17 protein-coding genes and 1 tRNA gene are annotated in these 19,248 nt (G+C 37.3%); 6 read left to right on the top strand and 12 right to left on the bottom strand.

All coding sequences use genetic code 11. The features are described 5' to 3' along the window. Positions 1–28 precede the first annotated feature (28 nt). Complete coding sequence (locus tag H4J70_RS06410; RefSeq protein ID WP_070376038.1) at positions 29–400, bottom strand: DUF2750 domain-containing protein; 372 nt, start codon at positions 398–400, stop codon at positions 29–31. 139 nt (positions 401–539) lie between these two features. On the opposite strand from H4J70_RS06410, the gene H4J70_RS06405 reads away from it, so the two are divergent. Next, positions 540–1,739: an HD-GYP domain-containing protein gene (locus H4J70_RS06405; RefSeq protein WP_182250782.1), complete on the top strand. Its 1,200-nt coding sequence runs from the start codon at positions 540–542 to the stop codon at positions 1,737–1,739. Positions 1,740–2,060: 321 nt separating this feature from the next. Here the strand turns inward: H4J70_RS06405 and secF are convergent, their stop codons facing one another. From secF to queA, 5 genes are all read right to left on the bottom strand, one after another. Continuing rightward, positions 2,061–3,008, bottom strand: a complete 948-nt coding sequence (gene secF / locus H4J70_RS06400; RefSeq protein WP_070376037.1) for a protein translocase subunit SecF — start codon at positions 3,006–3,008, stop codon at positions 2,061–2,063. 13 nt (positions 3,009–3,021) lie between these two features. Beyond that, on the bottom strand, positions 3,022–4,869 hold the full coding sequence (gene secD, locus H4J70_RS06395) for a protein translocase subunit SecD (RefSeq protein WP_182231021.1): 1,848 nt from the start codon (positions 4,867–4,869) through the stop codon (positions 3,022–3,024). A 102-nt stretch (positions 4,870–4,971) separates the two neighbouring features. After that, positions 4,972–5,307 carry a preprotein translocase subunit YajC gene (gene yajC / locus H4J70_RS06390; protein WP_182171028.1) on the bottom strand — a complete coding sequence of 112 codons (336 nt, stop codon included), beginning with the start codon at positions 5,305–5,307 and terminating at the stop codon, positions 4,972–4,974. Positions 5,308–5,365: 58 nt separating this feature from the next. Continuing rightward, positions 5,366–6,481, bottom strand: a complete 1,116-nt coding sequence (gene tgt / locus H4J70_RS06385; protein ID WP_182171367.1) for a tRNA guanosine(34) transglycosylase Tgt — start codon at positions 6,479–6,481, stop codon at positions 5,366–5,368. A 126-nt stretch (positions 6,482–6,607) separates the two neighbouring features. Beyond that, the gene (gene queA, locus H4J70_RS06380; protein WP_182218313.1) at positions 6,608–7,660 is read right to left on the bottom strand and encodes a tRNA preQ1(34) S-adenosylmethionine ribosyltransferase-isomerase QueA; all 1,053 of its coding nucleotides are present in this window, start codon (positions 7,658–7,660) and stop codon (positions 6,608–6,610) included. 238 nt (positions 7,661–7,898) lie between these two features. On the opposite strand from queA, the gene aceK reads away from it, so the two are divergent. The 5 genes from aceK to rimI all read left to right on the top strand — a co-directional run bounded on the left by aceK (position 7,899) and on the right by rimI (position 14,173). Further along, positions 7,899–9,632, top strand: a complete 1,734-nt coding sequence (gene aceK / locus H4J70_RS06375; protein ID WP_182218311.1) for a bifunctional isocitrate dehydrogenase kinase/phosphatase — start codon at positions 7,899–7,901, stop codon at positions 9,630–9,632. 152 nt (positions 9,633–9,784) lie between these two features. Next, positions 9,785–9,861: transfer RNA gene (locus H4J70_RS06370), tRNA-Trp, on the top strand. Positions 9,862–10,057: 196 nt separating this feature from the next. Next, positions 10,058–13,219: an EAL domain-containing protein gene (locus tag H4J70_RS06365; RefSeq protein WP_182250781.1), complete on the top strand. Its 3,162-nt coding sequence runs from the start codon at positions 10,058–10,060 to the stop codon at positions 13,217–13,219. A 152-nt stretch (positions 13,220–13,371) separates the two neighbouring features. Next, positions 13,372–13,722, top strand: a complete 351-nt coding sequence (locus H4J70_RS06360; protein ID WP_182217604.1) for a DNA polymerase III subunit psi — start codon at positions 13,372–13,374, stop codon at positions 13,720–13,722. A 1-nt stretch (position 13,723) separates the two neighbouring features. Then, positions 13,724–14,173 carry a ribosomal protein S18-alanine N-acetyltransferase gene (gene rimI / locus H4J70_RS06355; protein ID WP_182250780.1) on the top strand — a complete coding sequence of 150 codons (450 nt, stop codon included), beginning with the start codon at positions 13,724–13,726 and terminating at the stop codon, positions 14,171–14,173. Positions 14,174–14,371: 198 nt separating this feature from the next. Here the strand turns inward: rimI and H4J70_RS06350 are convergent, their stop codons facing one another. From H4J70_RS06350 to napF, 6 genes are read right to left on the bottom strand one after another with little or no spacing between them, the layout of a single operon-like run. Continuing rightward, complete coding sequence (locus H4J70_RS06350; RefSeq protein ID WP_182217601.1) at positions 14,372–14,962, bottom strand: NapC/NirT family cytochrome c; 591 nt, start codon at positions 14,960–14,962, stop codon at positions 14,372–14,374. 36 nt (positions 14,963–14,998) lie between these two features. Beyond that, entirely contained in the window at positions 14,999–15,457 is a 459-nt protein-coding gene (locus H4J70_RS06345; protein WP_182217599.1) for a nitrate reductase cytochrome c-type subunit, read from the bottom strand. Positions 15,458–15,498: 41 nt separating this feature from the next. Continuing rightward, entirely contained in the window at positions 15,499–17,994 is a 2,496-nt protein-coding gene (gene napA / locus H4J70_RS06340; protein ID WP_182217597.1) for a nitrate reductase catalytic subunit NapA, read from the bottom strand. Further along, entirely contained in the window at positions 17,991–18,296 is a 306-nt protein-coding gene (locus tag H4J70_RS06335) for a chaperone NapD (RefSeq protein ID WP_182217595.1), read from the bottom strand. Before H4J70_RS06335 ends, napA begins: the two co-directional genes overlap by 4 nt. Positions 18,297–18,298: 2 nt before the next feature. Then, the gene (locus H4J70_RS06330; RefSeq protein WP_070376027.1) at positions 18,299–18,439 is read right to left on the bottom strand and encodes a TIGR02808 family protein; all 141 of its coding nucleotides are present in this window, start codon (positions 18,437–18,439) and stop codon (positions 18,299–18,301) included. After that, positions 18,436–18,975, bottom strand: coding sequence for a ferredoxin-type protein NapF (napF, locus tag H4J70_RS06325; protein ID WP_182222710.1), 540 nt, complete (start codon positions 18,973–18,975; stop codon positions 18,436–18,438). The genes H4J70_RS06330 and napF overlap by 4 nt, the downstream gene beginning before the upstream one ends. Positions 18,976–19,248: the final 273 nt, after the last annotated feature.

Raw genomic sequence — 19,248 nt, 5'->3', positions numbered from 1 at the left:
AAAGTCAACATACTGCTTTTTCTAAACGTTACAAAGCTTCAATTTCAGCGAGTGCTTGACTAAACTCGGCTAAATCTAACTCAACATATGTATTATCATCTGTATCACTAGTTTCTTCTTGCCAATTAATACCAACAATAACGCCGTCTTCACTAAGGTCTTCTAACCAAAATTCCAACCAGTCACTTAAAGTTATTTTAGTCGGTACATATTCCTGCCATTCATCAACACAATGCTTCTGAGCGAGTTCTTGGCTTGACCATAATGGCATAACTTCAGTGTTTTCAAAATTAATAGAGTCAAGTACCACCCAATCTTCTGCTGACTTTTCTTGCAGTGCCCAGAACGATTGGTTGTTTTTAACGTCGACTAAAAAGGTGCTTAAGATTGTTGAATTCATGATTATTGGTATCAATTAATTAATGAGCAGTCTTTAATTATCTCACACCATCTCATTTGCTAATATAACAATTTATTGTAAAAGTATAAAAAATAAGCAAGTATGAATGGATATGGAACAATAATAATAAAAATACTATATGACTGAAGAAGTTAGATTGAAGACATTAAGCATTGATGAATTAGAAATTGGTATGTTCGTTACCACCGTAATGCTTAAACACAGCAAAACAAAAGTAAAAAACCAAGGCAGAGTTAACTCTCAAAGCACAATAATGTCTTTAAAAAAACAAGGCGTTACTCAAGTTATTATCAAACTTGAGTCTGATAAGGAACAAAATAAAAATTTAACAGCTAAAGAAGAGAAACTATCAACTGCAGAGTCAGTGATTTTACCGTGCTCATTAAATGAAGAATTTTCACGTTCGTGTGAAATCTATGATGATAGTAATAAAAAAATTCAGGATTTGTTCGATCAAGCGAAAAGTCAAAAAAATCTATCACCACAGGCAATCAGTTTGCTCGCCTCAGAGATAACCAACTCGGTTATTCGTAATCAATATGCCATAACTATTTTAACGCGTATTCGCCATCACTCTACCTATCAATGGGAGCATGCCACTAACTGCGCCATCTTAGTATGCGGCTTTGCACTTTTCCTTGGCTTAAATAAAGAAACCGCTGAAAAAATGACATTAGGCGCTTTATTACATGATATTGGTGTTGCAAAAATACCCAAAGGGATCATTGAAAAACCAGATAAACTGACAGTTAATGAAATGGATATTGTTAAAAAGCACCTTGCATGGGGACATCAGCTTTGTAAAAAAGATGGCTTTAATGATCCTATTATTATGGATATGTTGATTAATCACCATGAACGATTAGATGGTTCTGGCTACCCGAGGGGTTTAAAAAAAGAAAAACTTTCTAAACTTGCTCGTATTACTGCAATTATTGATGTTTATGACGCTGTAACAGGTGATAAAGCTTATAAAAAAGGTCAACAACCCATTAACGCGTTACGTTATTTATTAGCAGAAAAAGGCAAGTTTGATCAGCAACTTGTTCAACGGTTTATTAAATATTTAGGTGTCCATCCGGTGGGCTCACTGGTTAAACTATCAAATGATAAAATAGCCATTGTAGTTGAAGGCAACAGAGCTGACCCGCTAAAACCTAAAGTAAAAATTTTTTATAGCTTAAAACTCCAAAATTATATTAATTCAAAAGATTGCGACCTTTCACTTGTCACTATTACCATCGTTGGCTCGGCCCGAGCTGAAGACTATAATATTAACATTGCTAAAGTGATACACGACATTGCCAATAAAGCCTAACGTACCTTAAATGTCCTTTTTTAGGCAAAAAAAAGCCGCGTAAGTTACGCGGCATAAAAACATTTGTAAGGGAATAACAAAAGTTTGGTAAGAGCATAGCCCTTAAGAACTAGAGTAATTATACTAATAAACTATTTAATGTAAATACCATACACTAATAAAATTGAAAATTAGCACAATTTTATTTCAAATATCATCTTAATAGTTATTAATAAGCCCTTTTAAACGGTGCTAATCAGTTAATCTTCTTGATAAGACAATAAAAAGCCGAGTAAGAATACTCGGCTTTTAGTTAACAACTTTTATTATCTGATTGATACGTTAAGGCGTCATCTCTTCTTGATCTGCGCCTTCTTTATCAATCACTTCTGGTATCAAGTCTTCTTTAGAAATACCAAAAGCGAGTGCAACAGAGCTTGCTACATAAATAGATGAATAAGTACCAACAAAGACCCCAAACAATAACGCGGTTGCGAAACCATGAATAAGCTCACCACCTCTAAAAAACAGTGCAGCTAATACTAATAACGTGGTTATTGACGTTATAAAAGTACGACTTAAGGTTTGTGTTAACGAAATATTGATAATATCTGCTGGCCCGCCTTCACGTAATTTACGAAAGTTTTCACGAATACGGTCAGACACAACAATCGTATCATTGAGTGAGTAACCTATAACCGCCAATATCGCTGCAAGCACCGTCAGGTCAAACTCAAGTTTTAATACTGAGAACAAGCCCAGTGTTAACAATACATCATGAAATAAAGCAAACACCGAACCTAAAGCGAAACGCCATTCAAAGCGGAATGCTACGTAAACGAGAATACAAATTAGCGCAGTTAACATCGCTAATCCGCCCTGCTCTGCTAATTCATCGCCGACGCTGCCACCAACAAATTCAATACGGCGCATTTCCATGGTTTGCCCTGTGCCTTCTTGTAAGGCACTAAGTACTTCATTACCGAGCATTTCAACGTTTAAACCTTCGCGCTCTGCTAAACGAATAACCACATCACGGCTAGTACCATATAACTGCACAACCGCATCTGGATAGCCATTACTGTCCATTACCGCACGAATTTTGTTTAAATCAGCCGCTTTTTCAAAACCCACCTCAATTAATGTTCCACCCGTAAAATCTAGGCCAAAGTTTAATTTATTGGTCATTAAAGAAAATACAGAAGCAAGCATCAATAAAACACTAAACATCAATGCTCCCTTGCGGTAACTCATAAAGGCGACAGTTTCTTTTAATTGTAAAATTTGCATAAATATCTACGCCCTATATTGAAAGTTTGTCGAGACGTTTTCCGCCCCAAACAGCATTAACTACGGTTCGTGTACCAACAACCGCTGTAAACATTGAGGTAAGAATACCGATAGATAACGTTATCGCAAAACCCTTAATCGGACCTGTACCAATAGCATACAAAATAAGTGCCGCAATAAGCGTGGTAATATTGGCATCAATAATGGTTGAAAATGCTGCCTCATATCCTTGGTGAATAGATTGTTGAATCGACTTACCTTCACGTATTTCTTCTCGTATACGTTCGAATATAAGTACGTTGGCATCTACTGCCATACCAACTGTTAGTACAATACCTGCCATACCGGGTAACGTTAATGTTGCCCCAGGAATTAACGACATTACCCCAACAATTAAGATTAAGTTAGCACCAAGTGCTAGATTTGCTACCACACCAAAAGCACGGTAATAAATAATCATAAAAATAAACACTAAGCCAAAGCCCATTAAAATAGCTTCAAAACCAAGCCTAACATTTTCAGCACCTAATGTAGGTCCAACCGTTCGCTCTTCAACAATTTGAATAGGTGCTACAAGTGCTCCAGCACGTAACAATAATGCTAAATTATGTGCTTCACTTTGGCTACCCGCACCAGTAATGCGGAAGGTTTTACCTAAACGTGCTTGAATGGTTGCTACTGAGATAACTTCTTCTATTTTTTCAAAAATAGTATTCCCTTCAGCATCTTTACGGTCAGTGGGTTTATATTCAATAAATACGGTCGCCATTGGCTTACCGATATTACTTTTAGTCCCATTGGACATTTTTCCACCGCCGGCAGAATCAAGCGAAATATTTACTTGTGGACGGCTATATTCGTCAAAGCTTGAGCCTGCATCAACAATATGATCACCGGTTAGCATCACACGTTTTTTCAATAAAACAGGTTTGCCGTCACGTTCATATAATAACTTAGAGCTTGCTGGCACTCGGCCATTGAGTGCAGCACTTAAATCACCGTCGGTATCAACGAGTCTAAATTCGATAGTTGCCGTTGCATTTAAAATTTCTTTTGCTTTAGCTGTATCTTGCACGCCGGGTAATTCAATGATGATGTGTTTTTTGCCTTGGCGTTGCACAAGCGGCTCAGAGACACCCAATTCATTAACACGATTACGAATAATGGTAATGTTTTGTTGCAAGGCATATTCGCGAACTTCTTTAATTTTTTCATCGGTCATTTTTGCAGACAAAGTTAAATTATCCGCATTTTCTGACATTAAAAAGTCACGGTAGCGTTTTTTCAAAAAGTCATGTGCTGTAGTTAAGTCTTCCGCATTACGAAACTGAACATTGATGGAGTCGTTCGATTTTTTGACACTGCGGTAACGAATTTTTTCGCCACGTAAATCAGTACGAAAGTCATCAACTAAGGCGTCTTGCGCTTTAACTATCGCTTCACTCATGTTCACTTCCATTAGAAAGCTAACACCACCACTTAAATCTAAACCTAACTTCATCGGTGTACCACCAACACTTGCTAACCATGCAGGTGTTGCCGGCGTAAGATTTAACGCCACCGAAAATTTATCGCCTAAACTTTCCTCAAGCAAATCACGGGCACGAAGTTGTTGCTCGGTATCACTAAAACGGACAAGTAATTGGCCATTTTCAAGCACAATACTTGAGAATGAAATATTATCTGCAGTCAAATCGCTCTTTACGCTATCAAGCGTTCCAGCATTGGCTTCAACGCCACGTAAACCTGAAACCTGCACGGCAGGGTCTTCAGGGTATAAATTAGGTAAAGCATATAAAGCACCAAAAGCGACTATAAATAGCACCATCAGTGTTTTCCATAAGGGGTATTTGTTTAGCACAAGTTCATCCTTTTTATTAACGTTCTTTTAAATCATTGCAGGTTAGTCATAATGCTAAACTTGTTTAGCAAGAAGCTAAGCAAATAACTAACCCACTACGAATTACAATGACTTCATTGTGCCTTTAGGTAATACCGCATTGATTGCTGCTTTTTGAAGAACAACTTCAGTACCTTCAGCAACACTTACTACGATATAATCTTTTTCGTCTGAAACTTTCACAATTTTACCGACGATGCCGCCTTGTGTTAAAACTTCATCGCCTTTTGATAATGCTGACATTAGGCCTTTATGCTCTTTTACACGCTTAGCTTGTGGGCGGTAAATCATAAAGTAAAAAACTAAACCAAAAACGGCTAGCATGATCAACATTGATGTGCCATCGGCACCTGCTGGTGCGCCGGTTGCTGCGTGTGCTTCACTGATAAATAAACTCATAATTTCCTCTGATTTTTATTGTTAATAAATGGATAATTCTTTTAATTTGTGTAAATAGCTATTTTAGTTCTGGAACGGGTAATCCGCGTAACGCATAAAACTCGCTCACGAAGTCGTCTAACTTACCTTGCTCTATAGCCGCACGCAATCCTTTCATAACACGTTGATAAAAATGTAAGTTATGTAAGGTATTTAATTGTGAGCCTAGAATTTCATTACACTTATCTAAATGATGCAAATAAGCGCGTGAATAATTTTTACAGGTATAACAGTCACATTCGCTGTCTAATGGCCCTGTATCTGTTTTGTGGCTGGCATTACGGATTTTAATAACGCCGTTAGTCACAAATAGATGACCATTTCGGGCATTACGTGTTGGCATAACACAATCAAACATATCAATACCACGACGCACACCTTCAACCAAGTCCTCAGGCTTTCCAACACCCATAAGATATCGGGGTTTATTCTCAGGGATCAAGGGGGTGGTGTGATCAAGAATGCGGATCATATCTTCTTTGGGTTCACCTACTGATAAACCACCGATCGCATAACCATCAAACTCGATGTCTTTTAAACCTTTAACAGAAACTTCACGTAAGTCTTCATACATGCCACCTTGTACAATACCAAACAAAGCTGATTGATTATCGCCATGAGCAACTTTAGAACGCTGTGCCCAGCGTAGTGATAATTCCATCGAACTTTTTGATTCTTCATGTGATGCAGGATATGGCGTACACTCATCAAAAATCATCACAACATCGGCATCTAAACTGCGCTGAACTTCCATTGAACGTTCAGGGGTCAGCATTATTTTATCACCGTTAATAGGAGAACTAAACTTAACCCCTTCTTCGGTAATCTTACGCATTTTACCTAAACTGAACACCTGAAAACCACCAGAGTCAGTAAGAATTGGTTTTTGCCAATTAATAAAATTATGTAAACCGCCAAACTGTTCAACAATTTCAGTACCAGGACGTAGCATAAGATGAAAAGTGTTGCCTAGAATAATTTCAGCGCCTGTTGCCTCAACATCTTCCATTTTCATGCCTTTAACCGTGCCATAAGTCCCTACTGGCATAAACGCTGGCGTTTCTACTGTACCGCGATCAAACGTTAAACGGCCTCGACGTGCTTTACCGTCAGTATTGATTAATTGATACTTCATCTTGCTTTTTACTGGTTTAGTCACTGGTGCTACTGTTTTATCTGTCATATAGACTTTCTCCAAACCCTCTAGCGAAACAGGCTAGCGGTTGTTTATTATAAATTATTAAACGCTTTGTATGTCATCTTAAATATTGTAATCTTTTTTCGTTAAAAACATCGCATCGCCATAACTGAAAAAACGATATTTTTCATGCACTGCATGTTGATATGCAGACATCATGTGTTCGTAACCCGAGAAGGCGCTAACGAGCATTAACAGTGTTGACTCTGATAAATGAAAATTAGTGATTAAGGCATCAATCACTTGAAATTCATATCCTGGGGTAATAAAGATATCAGTGTCACCATAAAAAGCGCTAAGCGGTAAAGCTTTATCTTTAGCCACCTTAGCGGCACTTTCTATAGAACGTACCGATGTTGTACCAACTGCGATAACGCGACCGCCATTCGCTTTTGTAAGGGCTATCTGTTGAACAACTTCGTCAGATACTTCAACATACTCAGCATGCATAATATGGTCGGCTATTTCATCGACTTTTACTGGCTGAAAAGTACCCGCGCCAACGTGTAAGGTAATAAAAGCGAGATCGACACCCTTAGCTTTTATTTTTTCTAATAAATTTTCATCAAAATGTAAACCTGCGGTAGGTGCAGCAACCGCACCAGGTTTTTCATTATAAACAGTTTGATATCTTTCACGATCGCTGTCTTCATCAGGACGGTCTATGTACGGAGGTAATGGCATATGGCCAATTTCTTCAAGCACAGATAAAACTGATTGTTCACCCTGTATTTCTAATTCAAATAGAGCACCATGGCGACCAAGCATAGTCGCAGAGACTTTGCCTTCTAGAATAAGTTTGTTACCCACTTTTGGTGACTTACTGGCACGAATATGAGCAAGAAAACGTTTTTCGTCGAGGATCCTTTCAACCAAAACTTCAATTTTCCCACCACTTTCTTTTTGTCCAAACATACGTGCGGGTATTACGCGGGTATTATTGAAGATAAGTAGATCACCAGCATTAAGTTGTTCAATAATGTCGGTAAATCCAAGATCAAGGATTTCACCACTATTACCGTTAACAGACATTAAACGACTTGAGGTACGATCCGCTTTCGGATATCGGGCAATAAGTTCTTCGGGTAAATCAAAAGAAAAGTCAGCTACGCGCATGTAAATACCAATTAGAATATCTATTTTAAGAGAATAAAAAACGCGTAATTTTAGTGTTCAGCGCCAACAATAGCAAGTAATAACGCCGATACAGTGGCAATAAAGGGTCAAGAGACCTTAAATATAAAACAGCTCTGTATTTACCTTGTTTATAATCATCATATTGGAAACTTTATCTCCCCTTTTTGACAATTTACCGTATGCTGAGATTATCGATAAATTTATAGTTGAAAATATCATGAACAATATTGCTTTTGCTCTCGCTAAAACCATCCTGAATGGCTTTGAGCGACATATCTATCTTTTTAGTGAAATTACTCAATCCGCAAAAAAACGCTTTGAACTCTGCCAATGGCAAGCGGTTCAAGATGCAGCAAAAAGTAGAACAGACTTTTATGATAAACGTGTTGAAGAAACACTTGAGACCATTAAAAAAGATTTTTTTGTCTCGAATCTTGACGAGCTTTTATGGCAAAACGTTAAGGTAAGTTACGTCGATTTATTAAAAGAACACCATCAACCAGAGCTAGCAGAGAGTTTTTATAACTCTATCTTTTGTCATTTATTTGAACGTAAGTACTACCACAATGCTTTTATTTTTGTAAAAAGTACCGTTGAAAAAATAGAAAACATTGCCAGTCCGGTTATATACACGCGCTATTTGCCAAGTGAGTTAGGCCTAGAGCAAACTATTGCGGCTATTATGAATAATGCCAACTTCAACATTCCCTTTGTTAACTTAGAAAGAGACATGAAAAGTCTTATAAAGTCTTTTCGCGTTCAAGCACATAAAACACGATATAAACTTAGCGAATTGAAGTTCGATATTCTTGATTTTATATTCTATCGTAACAAAGGGGCTTATATTATTGGTCGCGTTATTTCTCCTGGCGGTGAAACACCTTTTATTGTCCCTATTGTTAATAATGAAAAAGAAGGAAAAGCAGCAGGATTATACATAGATGCTTTGTTAACCGAAGGGGCAAATATGGCGGTAGTTTTCGGTTTTGCCCGCGCTTACTTTTTTGTCGACTGTCAGCACCCTTTTGCTTTAGTGCAATTTTTAAAACGCTTAATTCCTCATAAAACCTTAGCCGATTTATATTCAGCCATTGGTTTTCATAAACAAGGTAAAACACAGTTTTATCGCGATTTTCTCAATCACCTCGACGCAAGTGATGACAAGTTTGAATTAGCTGCAGGTATTAAAGGTATGGTGATGTCAGTATTTACCTTACCCTCTTACCCTTATGTTTTTAAAATTATAAAAGATAAATTTGCCCCAAGTAAGACCATGACTAAGCAAGAAGTTAAAGGAAAATATCGCTTAGTTAAATTACATGACCGAGTTGGACGAATGGCTGACACCATGGAATACTCTGAAGTTGCTTTTCCCAAAGACCGTTTTAGTGAAGAATTATTAACAGAGCTGCTCAATGTTGCTCAATCTATTATTCGTTTTGAAGATGAATTAATTATCATCAAACATTTATATATTGAGCGTCGTATGACACCGCTCAATTTATATTTAGCTAAAGCGAGTGATGAGGAAATTGAAGAAGCAATGTATGGCTATGGCAGCGCGATCAAACAGTTAATTGCTGCCAATATTTTCCCCGGCGACATGTTACTCAAAAACTTTGGCGTAACCCGACACGGACGAGTCATATTTTACGATTATGATGAAATAACCTATATGGATGAAGTTAACTTTAGGGTGAAACCAGAAGCCATTACCGAGGAACAAATTTATGCAGCAGAACCTTGGTACTCGGTAGCACCTGGCGACATGTTTCCAGAGGAAATTGCGACTTTTGCGTTGGCAAATAAGAAATACCGCAATGCTTTTTTATTACATCATGCCGATTTGTTAGAAGCCAGTTTTTGGCAACAATGCCAAAAAAGTGTGGCTACGGGTAAATTTGAAGATGTATTCCCCTACCCAGAGGCACTACGTTTTTGTAATAATTAATATTGTATCTGTGATTGTTTGCTTTACCTGACAATAATTGAGTTTAAAACAAACGCAATGTTGTTATTTTAAGCAAACAGTCATTTATTTCATTTTTTTTGACTTTAGCGCTTTACCTTTGCTATTGCTTGCGTATAATTCGAATCCGTTGCAGGGGTGTAGTTCCAATTGGTAGAACAGCGGTCTCCAAAACCGACGGTTGGGAGTTCGAATCTCTCCACCCCTGCCAATTATTTTCTTAGCTATTTCTAGCTAAGATCAATAGTATTATCTTTATAAATCATCGTAAACCTAATAGTTACTCAGTCATATCTAAATAAGAGCGGTCGTTATACTTATTAAAGTATAATTTATATTTAGGTGAAGAAATAAAAATATAACCTATAATATATTTATTGCTTCTAATAATATCTGACTGGAATAATTTGACACTTTTTAGTACTGTGCCCCAAATAAAATCACCCTCTTTATTATTTTCTTTATATTTTATAATATTTAGCGCTGTTGCCACAGAAATAACCAGTGAAGTAAATTTAGATACCGATTATCAGTCTATCCGTAATAATACGTCGATTTCATTTCAAGAAAAAGAAAATAGCTATACTAAACTGCTTGAACAAGTAACGCCGTTTGAAAACAAGCGCTTTGAAGCACTAATTATTAATCAGTTGCATTACAATGCTATCTTACAAGGAGATACTGTTAATGCTCAACGATGGCTAGATCGCTTTAAAAAAAACCTTAATCAAATCATTTCAAAAAAATCCTTACTCGCGTTAAATCTTCTATTAAAAAAAAATCAGCTGCTTGAGTTACAAAATGATCAACAACATCTGCCAGCATTAAAGATTTCCTTGGCGTTATTTAATCAGATGAACAACGTAATAATAAAAAAAAATAACAGTATTTTAAATGATGATGTCTACCTGACCAACCGAGATGTTGCTGAAATTAATAATTTAACTGGTATTTCGTATTTCTCAATTGGCGACTATGACCAAGCACAACAGTATTTTATTACTAGTTTGCGTTTATATGAAGACTTGCAGGCTTTACAAGGTGTCGCGGCGGCGCTTAATAATTTATCCCTAATTAGCTGGGCACAAAAAGATTTTCATGCTGCCTTAAAATATTTAGAGAGACCTATAGAGATATCACAACAGCTTAACGACAGTGCGCTTTATATCATTAACATTTCAAATCAAGGTATTTATTATACCGAGCTCAAACAGTTTGAGAATGCAATCGTATCCTATAAAAAAGCGATTAATCACCCTGACAGTAAATATTTTCCTAAAGAGACATTAGGCGCCATTATTGGTCTCGCCGATGCCTACATTACAATTAATGAATTAACATTAGCAAAAAAGCAATTAGAAGAAGCGTTGCAATTAACTGCAGCAACCAAGAATAAAAAATCACAAATTAGTGCGGAAGGCTTTATTGGCGATATTTATCTACTGCAGGGAGAGCCTCTTCGAGCGTTAGCCATTTATAATCGCGCATTACTTTACTATCAAGAGACCAAACTTCAACAACTTGAAGCAGAGACTTATAAACGCATCAGTAAAGCTTATCAAGCGCAGAAAAAATGGCAACAAGCCTTTAATTTTTATGAAAAACATATCCTGTTAATTAATAAACTTAATGACGAAGCACAGCAAAAATCAATCAGGGTCTTACAAAATCAATATAAAGCAGAAGTAAAACAGAAAAAGATCAACTTATTACAAGCTGAAAATCAATTACAAACATTAGAGCTACAGTCAGCAAAAAATCAAAGTGTTGTGACCATTGTTATTAGTCTATTTTCCTTAATCATTTTATTACTTACGGTAAATCGTCATTATATACGAAAAGAAAAAGTACGTTTAACACGCCACAATAATGAAATCAGAGCCAATGAAGAACAGTTGACGTTATTGTCTATTGCTTTTAAGAATACGGCTGATGCGGTATGGATAACCAATAAAGACTTCGAAATTGAAGTAGTAAACAATGCTTACGTTACACATACCCACAAGCATAAATCTGAAGTAATAGGTCAAAAGGTAGTTTTTGCAGAAATAAATGGCCAGCCTGCTGATTTATCTGAAAAATTACGCACTCAGGCTATGGTGCATGGTAGTTGGTTAGGGGAGCTTTTTGATCAAAAATCTACCGGTGAAATTTATAGTTTAGAATTAGAGATTGAAGCGATAACAAACGATAATAATGAAATTATCCATTATCTTGGTGTTTTTAGAGACATTACTGAAAAAGTAAAAATACAACAGCAATTAAGTAAGCTTGCTACCCACGATGATTTAACCGAATTGCCGAATAGAACCCTATTGCATGAATTGATTGTCCAATCTTCTTTGAACTCTCAGCGCTCTCAAAAATCACCAACCGTACTATTACTCGATGTAAATAGTTTCAAAAAAATTAATGACACTTATGGCCATAGTGCCGGTGATGAAGTTATCCGTGAAATTGCCGATCGTTTAAGTACGGTATTATACCCAAAAGACGTTATTGCACGTATTAATGGTGCTGAATTTTGTATTTTAGTTGAGCTTTCTGACCCTAATTATGGTGCTATCGCTGTTGCACGGAAAATACTGTCTTGTTTTGACACTGCATATGTATTTGATGACCACCAGTTGCCTGTTACAGCAAGCATTGGCATTACTCGATACCCTGAAGATGCTGATGTTCCTCAGGAGCTATTAAGAAAAGCAGCGTTAGCAATCTTTGATATTAAAGCTCAAAAAAAGAATAATTATCAATTTTTTGAACAGCGCATGAACAGTGAAGTTGCAGAACAATTAGCGCAAGAACAAAGGCTACTCACAGCAATAAAAAATGAGACCTTTGAATTTTATTATCAACCCTTTGTTGATACTAAATCTGGCTTAATTTCGGGTGCAGAGGCCTTAATCCGGTGGATTGAAGCGGACGGTAATATTATTTACCCTGACAGTTTTATTCCCTTTTCTGAAAAGCTTGGTCTAATAGACCAACTTGATAAAATCGCAATAAATAAGGTCTTCGCTCAAGTTGCTTTATGGCAAAAACAAGCGTTAGACTTTGGACCTATTGCCATTAATTTATCAGCAAAAATGTTTTCTGATTCAGCAGCCCTTATTGCACTTTTAAAAGCGAAACTAAACCAATATGGCATCTCTCCCGCCAGGATAAAAATTGAAATTACTGAAGGCATGTTACTGGATAAAATAGATATCGCTATTTTAACCATGCAACAGCTTAAGGCACTTGGCTTTAAGCTTTCATTAGATGATTTTGGTACAGGTTTTTCTTCTTTAAGTTACTTAAAACAATTTCCTATCGACATTCTCAAGATTGACCGTTCGTTTATTATGGGAATGCATGAATCTTCAATCGATCAAAGTATTGTTCGCTCTATTATTAACTTGGCTAATAATTTAAATTTAAGTGTTATCGCAGAAGGCGTGGAATTAAGTGAGCATTTAGCGTTTCTCCAACAATTAAACTGTCAGGAGTATCAAGGTTATTATTTCAGTAAAGCCATTGGTTTTAAAGAGTTAGAGCAACTAGTCATGACTCAAATCAAAACGCTATAAAGTACAATGGCTTTATCTTTTAATTTGCGATTAATTGAGAGTCACAGGATTAATACACCACCAATAATAACGGGTATATTTGGTATTAAGTGAAAATTCTGTCATTATGTGCTTCTTACTTACGCTATGCTTTATCGCCTTAATTTATGACCATGACTAAAAGACAGTTTTCGCACTTGCAGGCTATGGGTATTGAACTTTGGCAGTTAAAAAATAGCGAAAAAACGAACAATAGCGACCACCCTCTTTATTTAGACATTGAACTTGCTACATTAGTTGATACTCATATATTTACCGACATCCTGCATTCTTTAGGTTGCTCTATTGGTGAAGTAAGTTGCAATAATAATGCCTTATCGATAGGTTTATTAACCTGGCAATTTAGTGAACAGACTGATATATCACTAACAAAGCATCACTTGGTTACCCCGTCGATTAACGTTTTGAAAAATTCTCCGCTATTAAAACAAACACTTTGGCAAAAACTACAAGAAATTCAATAAAATGACCTTTAGCTATCATAAAATATCAAGTAACGACGTAGACTTATTAATCCCTATAGAGAATGCTTGTCACTCTCACCCATGGAGTGAAAAAACCTTTAACAGCTGTATTGGCGCGCGATATTTTGGTCATTACTTACAAGTGGATAATAAGTTAGTGGGGTTTTATATTGGCGAGCATGTCGCTGGTGAAGCAACGTTAATGGATGTTTGTGTATTACCAACACTGCAGGGCAAGGGTTATGGTAAAGCATTACTAGAACACTTTTTTATGCAATCAAAACAACTTAACAATACAGTTATTTGGTTAGAAGTTCGAGCAAAGAACATCAGTGCTCAAATGATGTATATCAATAGTGGTTTTATTGAAACTGGCAGAAGAACAGGTTACTACCCAAGTGCCTCTGGTTTCGGTTATGAAGACGCTATAGTCATGAAAAAAGTGCTCTAATACCTAATAAAGCAGGCATAAATGAGATTCCAGTTAATAGGGTTCAGTAAAAAAGCTGCTTCAACAATAAGAGCGACAAGAGTTAAAACCATCATACACGAAACAAAATAAAGCCTCTTTAATCATGACAATTAAAGAGGCTTTTACATATCACGGTTTCACGAATAAGCGTTTAAGCTATTCACACAAGTAAGTAAACTACCAATTTTCAACACCTTTCATGTCTGGTAATTCATGGGCGATACCCTTATGGCAATCTATACAGGTTTTTTCGCCAGAAGCCAGTGCACTTGAGTGCATTTTAACACTTCGATTACCTTGTTCTGAAAAGTCCATGTACTCAAAGTTATGGCAATTACGACATTCCAGTGAATCATTCTCTTTCATGCGTTTCCATTCACGTTCTGCCAATTCACGGCGATGATCTTGAAACTTTTCTCTTGTGTCGATCAAGCCAGTAAGCATACCCCAAACTTCTTTACTCGCCGCAATTTTACGAACGATTTTATGAGTCCATTTTTTGGGAACATGGCAGTCAGGACAAGTAGCACGAACGCCAGAACGGTTAGAGTAATGAATAGTTTCTTTGTATTCTTCATAAACATTATCTTCCATTTCATGACAACTAATGCAGAACTCTTCGGTATTGGTCACTTCAAGGGCGGTATTAAATCCCCCCCAAAAGATAACACCGCCAGCAAAGCCGATAGCTAAAATAAACCATAAGGCGGCACTGCTTGGCGACTTTAAATACGAAAGTAAGCTTTTTATTTTTGATTTTTTGGTCATGTTAATCCCCTAAATTACGTTTAGATAAACCATTATTTAATCATTACCTAACGATTCAACGGGTTTAAAAAGATTATCAACTAACTCAGGTGCATCAGCTTGTGTAACATGGCATTGAGAACAAAAGTAGCGACGCGGAGAAACATCTGACAGTGTTTTACCGTCACGTGTTTCAAAGTGCGTTAAACTTATTTTGGTTGCGCCGGTTTCTCTCGCATATTTCCAACCATGACAAGTTAAACACTTATTACTGTCTTTATTGACCCGATAACCACGTGTTTGATGAGGCACAACAGGTGGTTGATGCACATAATTACGCTGAATAGGATTTTTATCTTTAATGACACGTTTAAGCGCTTCTGCACTTTTGGTTTCATTAATTTTAGCTATGCCACGAATAGTCTCTAAACCGCCTGTCGTTACTTCTTGATAAGCTTGTACGCTTAATGCCATGGCTAAACTGGCTGTTATCATTATTATTGATAATATTTTCATTTTTTACCTCTACCCGGTAGATTAAGTAAATTTAATTAGTGCTAAACAGTGACTTTTTTCACTTTCACCGCACATTTTTTGAAGTCAGTTTGTTTAGACAAGGGATCGGTAGCATCTAGGGTTAACTTATTAACCAATTGTTTTGCATCAAACCAAGGCATAAAAACTAAACCTTTCGGGGGTCTATTACGGCCACGAGTTTCAACACGAGATTTCACTTCACCTCGACGAGATTCAATCAAAACCTCATCACCACGGCGTAAACCTCTTGCTTTAGCATCGTCAGGGTGGATAAATAACACCGCATCAGGAAATGCTTTATGAAGTTCAGGTACACGCGCAGTCATAGAGCCTGAATGCCAATGTTCAAGAACACGACCGGTACTCAGCCATAAGTCGAATTCTTCATCAGGTGACTCTGCCGCTGGTTCGTAGGGTAAGGCAAATATATTGGCTTTTTTATCTTTATGGCCATAAAACTGCACTTCACTGCCTTTCTCTACATAAGGGTCGTGCCCCTCACGAAAACGCCACTTAGTTTCTTTACCATTAACAACCGGCCATCTAAGGCCACGCTCTTCGTGATAGCGATCAAAGGGGGCTAAATCATGACCATGTCCTCGGCCAAAGGTTGCATATTCTTCAAATAAGCCTTTTTGAATATAGAAACCAAAATAATCACCTTCAAAGTTAGTATCACCTTTGGATTCACTCATTGGGAATTTATCTACGTTACCGTTTGCATAAAGCACGTCAAACATAGTTTTGCCACGGTATTCAGGATTCTTGGCAAGTAATTCTTCAGGCCATACTTCTTCAATTTTAAAACGTTTAGAAAATTCAACTATTTGCCATAAATCTGAACGCGCTTCACCTGGCGCATTCACTTGTTGATGCCAAAACTGTGTACGGCGCTCTGCATTGCCGTACGCTCCCTCTTTTTCTACCCACATAGCAGTAGGTAAAATCAAGTCAGCCGCCTGTGCCGTTACCGTTGGGTAAGGGTCTGAAACGACAATGAAATTTTCTGGATTACGATAGCCAGGGATCCCTTCTTCATTAATATTTGGTCCGGCTTGCATGTTGTTATTACACATAACCCAATATGCATTTAATTCGCCATCTTTAAGCATACGATTTTGCAGAACTGCATGGTAACCGGGTTTAGGTGGAATAGTGCCTTCAGGTAATTTCCATATTTTTTCAGCTATCGCTCTATGCTTAGGGTTTTTAACAACGAGATCGGCAGGTAATCTATGTGAGAAAGTCCCTACTTCACGCGCCGTTCCACAGGCTGACGGCTGTCCGGTTAATGAAAACGGGCTGTTACCCGGTTCAGATATTTTACCCGTTAATAAATGCACGTTGTACATGAGGTTATTTGCCCAAACACCACGAGTATGTTGATTGAAACCCATCGTCCAAAACGAAGTCACTTTAACTTTAGGATCCGCATAAAGTTTAGCCAGCGTTAATAATTTATCTTCAGAAACACCCGAAAGTTTTGATGTATATTCAATACTATAAGTGCTAACAAATTTAGCAAAGTCATCGAAGCTCATCGGTTTAGATGCGCCACTGTCAGGATTTTTAGCCGCTTTTTGTAATGGATGAGTAGGACGTAAACCATAACCAATATCAGTAACACCTTCGCGAATATTGACATGCTTTTTCATGAAATCTTCGTTAACGGCGTTATTTTGAATAATATAATTAGCAATAAAGTTTAATATCGCTAAATCTGTTTGTGGTGTAAAAATCATACCGTTATCAGCAAGTTCAAAACTTCGATGCTTATACGTTGATAATACGTTTACTTTTACATGAGGATGACTTAAACGACGGTCAGCTAAACGCGACCATAAAATAGGATGCATTTCCGCCATATTAGAACCCCAAAGGACAAATGCATCGGCGTGTTCTAAATCATCATAACAACCCATAGGTTCGTCGATACCAAAGGTACGCATAAAACCACCCACAGCTGACGCCATACAGTGACGAGCATTAGGATCAAGATTGTTGGTTAAAAAGCCCGCTTTCATTAATTTTGAAGCGGCATAACCTTCCCAAACAGTCCACTGACCCGAACCAAACATACCAACTGAGGTTGGGCCTTTTTTCTTTAAAGCGGCTTTAAATTTTTCAGCCATAACATCAAAGGCGGTATCCCAGCTTACCGGTGTAAACTCACCTTCTTTGGCATAAACACCATCTTTCATCCGTAATAACGGTTGAGTTAATCGGTCTTTCCCATACATAATTTTGGATAAAAAGTAACCTTTAATACAGTTAAGACCTTTGTTAACTTCTGCTTGAGGGTCACCTTGAGTCGCCACCACTTTTCCTTCTTGTGTTCCAACAAGCACACTACAACCTGTGCCACAAAAACGACAAGGGGCTTTATCCCATTTAATGGTAGTATCCGACGATTTAGTCAGCAAGTTTGAAGCTGAAGATGGCACGGCGATACCTGCGGCGACAGCTGTTGCTGCAATGGCGTTCGCTTTTATAAAATCACGTCTTGTTAATGTCATACCTTTATCCCCTGATGTTGTGGTAGCCCATAATCATTATGATGAAAAATCAATGATGAAGAGATCACACCCGGTAAATTACTCATATCTGTAATGGTGTTAATAAGGCCTTTGCCTTTTTCACCTCTGTTTAAATCATTTTCTTCTATGGTAACCACCATAGAGCCGTTATCAGCAATCTCATGCACTTCAGCGCCAGGAAATCCGCCCAGTTCTTCGGCCACTTTCGCGGTATTACTTGGCTGAGCAACAAAAAGCACACCAGCAATATTAATAGGTTTTTCTTCTAGTAGATTGATCACGATTATTCCCCTGCCGGCTTAATACCTAACATTTTTAAAAGTGCGATAGCGACTAAAGCGGTACCGGCAAAACCAGCTAAAAAAATAACAGGCATCGATGAATATCCTAAGATATTCCAAATCATTTGTTCAAGAGCGCTCATATAACTCTCCTATTAGTATGTGTGGGTTGCTCACCCACAGAATTTTTTGGTGTTAATTCAATAGATGATTGCGGGCAAATAGCAACACAGGCCCCACAATTTGTGCAGTCACTAAGTTTTATCTGGGGTTGTGGTACTGATGAATTTATATATTTAAAAGATATAGCTTCTGTCTCACAGCTATCTTGACAACTTTGACAAAACACATCGTTAACCGCTAAGCAATCGCCCTTTATGGAGATATCTAAATCCCAAGCATTTACTTCTGGAGCAAGTGCACGTTCGGCAAAAAGTGGCTGTTGACAACTTTCAACGCACGCTTGACAAAAAGTACACTCTCCTTTTAAAAAGTTAACTTCAGGGAAACCGCCATCACCTTTTTGAATGATATTTTCAGGACAAGACGTTAAACAGTCACCACATTGTGTGCAGCCATCAATAAAAGTGGCTTCATTGAGCACCCAAGGCAATCTGATTGCCGGAGCGGTTGTTAATTTTTTTGCTTTAAAAAAGTTTCTTCTAGCTAAATCAACCATGCTATCTCGTTATTTTTACATCATATTTCAGACTTTCTACCCAAAGAGTAATTTATCTTATACTCGAAGGTGAGATATTGATTTCGATCAAGACTTTCAAATAACATGACTATTAATCTCTTTATTAAATTCAAAAAAATCAGCTTGTATTGAATTTATTATTGAATCTCAACCTTAAAAATAACCAATCAAATAATTATTATCTGCACGATCACTTACCACTTAATCAAATAACAAAAGAAAAAGTGTTAATGTCTCGGATTCTTGCTAAAA

The sequence above is a fragment of the Colwellia sp. BRX8-9 genome (genome assembly GCF_014077245.1).
In the GTDB taxonomy this organism is placed as follows: Bacteria; Pseudomonadota; Gammaproteobacteria; order Enterobacterales; family Alteromonadaceae; genus Colwellia_A.
The sequence above is the reverse complement of the archived record's forward strand: the minus strand, read 5'-3'. Positions and strand labels throughout refer to the sequence as shown.

Coding starts and splice junctions, on each gene's coding strand:
- H4J70_RS06330 (WP_070376027.1), bottom strand. CDS start 18,439: ATGAGCGCTCTTGAACAAATGATTTGGAATATCTTAGGATATTCATCG.
- H4J70_RS06410 (WP_070376038.1), bottom strand. CDS start 400: ATGAATTCAACAATCTTAAGCACCTTTTTAGTCGACGTTAAAAACAAC.
- H4J70_RS06405 (WP_182250782.1), top strand. CDS start 540: ATGACTGAAGAAGTTAGATTGAAGACATTAAGCATTGATGAATTAGAA.
- napA (WP_182217597.1), bottom strand. CDS start 17,994: ATGACATTAACAAGACGTGATTTTATAAAAGCGAACGCCATTGCAGCA.
- H4J70_RS06350 (WP_182217601.1), bottom strand. CDS start 14,962: ATGACCAAAAAATCAAAAATAAAAAGCTTACTTTCGTATTTAAAGTCG.
- yajC (WP_182171028.1), bottom strand. CDS start 5,307: ATGAGTTTATTTATCAGTGAAGCACACGCAGCAACCGGCGCACCAGCA.
- H4J70_RS06345 (WP_182217599.1), bottom strand. CDS start 15,457: ATGAAAATATTATCAATAATAATGATAACAGCCAGTTTAGCCATGGCA.
- queA (WP_182218313.1), bottom strand. CDS start 7,660: ATGCGCGTAGCTGACTTTTCTTTTGATTTACCCGAAGAACTTATTGCC.
- secF (WP_070376037.1), bottom strand. CDS start 3,008: ATGCAAATTTTACAATTAAAAGAAACTGTCGCCTTTATGAGTTACCGC.
- aceK (WP_182218311.1), top strand. CDS start 7,899: ATGAACAATATTGCTTTTGCTCTCGCTAAAACCATCCTGAATGGCTTT.
- H4J70_RS06360 (WP_182217604.1), top strand. CDS start 13,372: ATGACTAAAAGACAGTTTTCGCACTTGCAGGCTATGGGTATTGAACTT.
- napF (WP_182222710.1), bottom strand. CDS start 18,975: ATGGTTGATTTAGCTAGAAGAAACTTTTTTAAAGCAAAAAAATTAACA.
- tgt (WP_182171367.1), bottom strand. CDS start 6,481: ATGAAGTATCAATTAATCAATACTGACGGTAAAGCACGTCGAGGCCGT.
- rimI (WP_182250780.1), top strand. CDS start 13,724: ATGACCTTTAGCTATCATAAAATATCAAGTAACGACGTAGACTTATTA.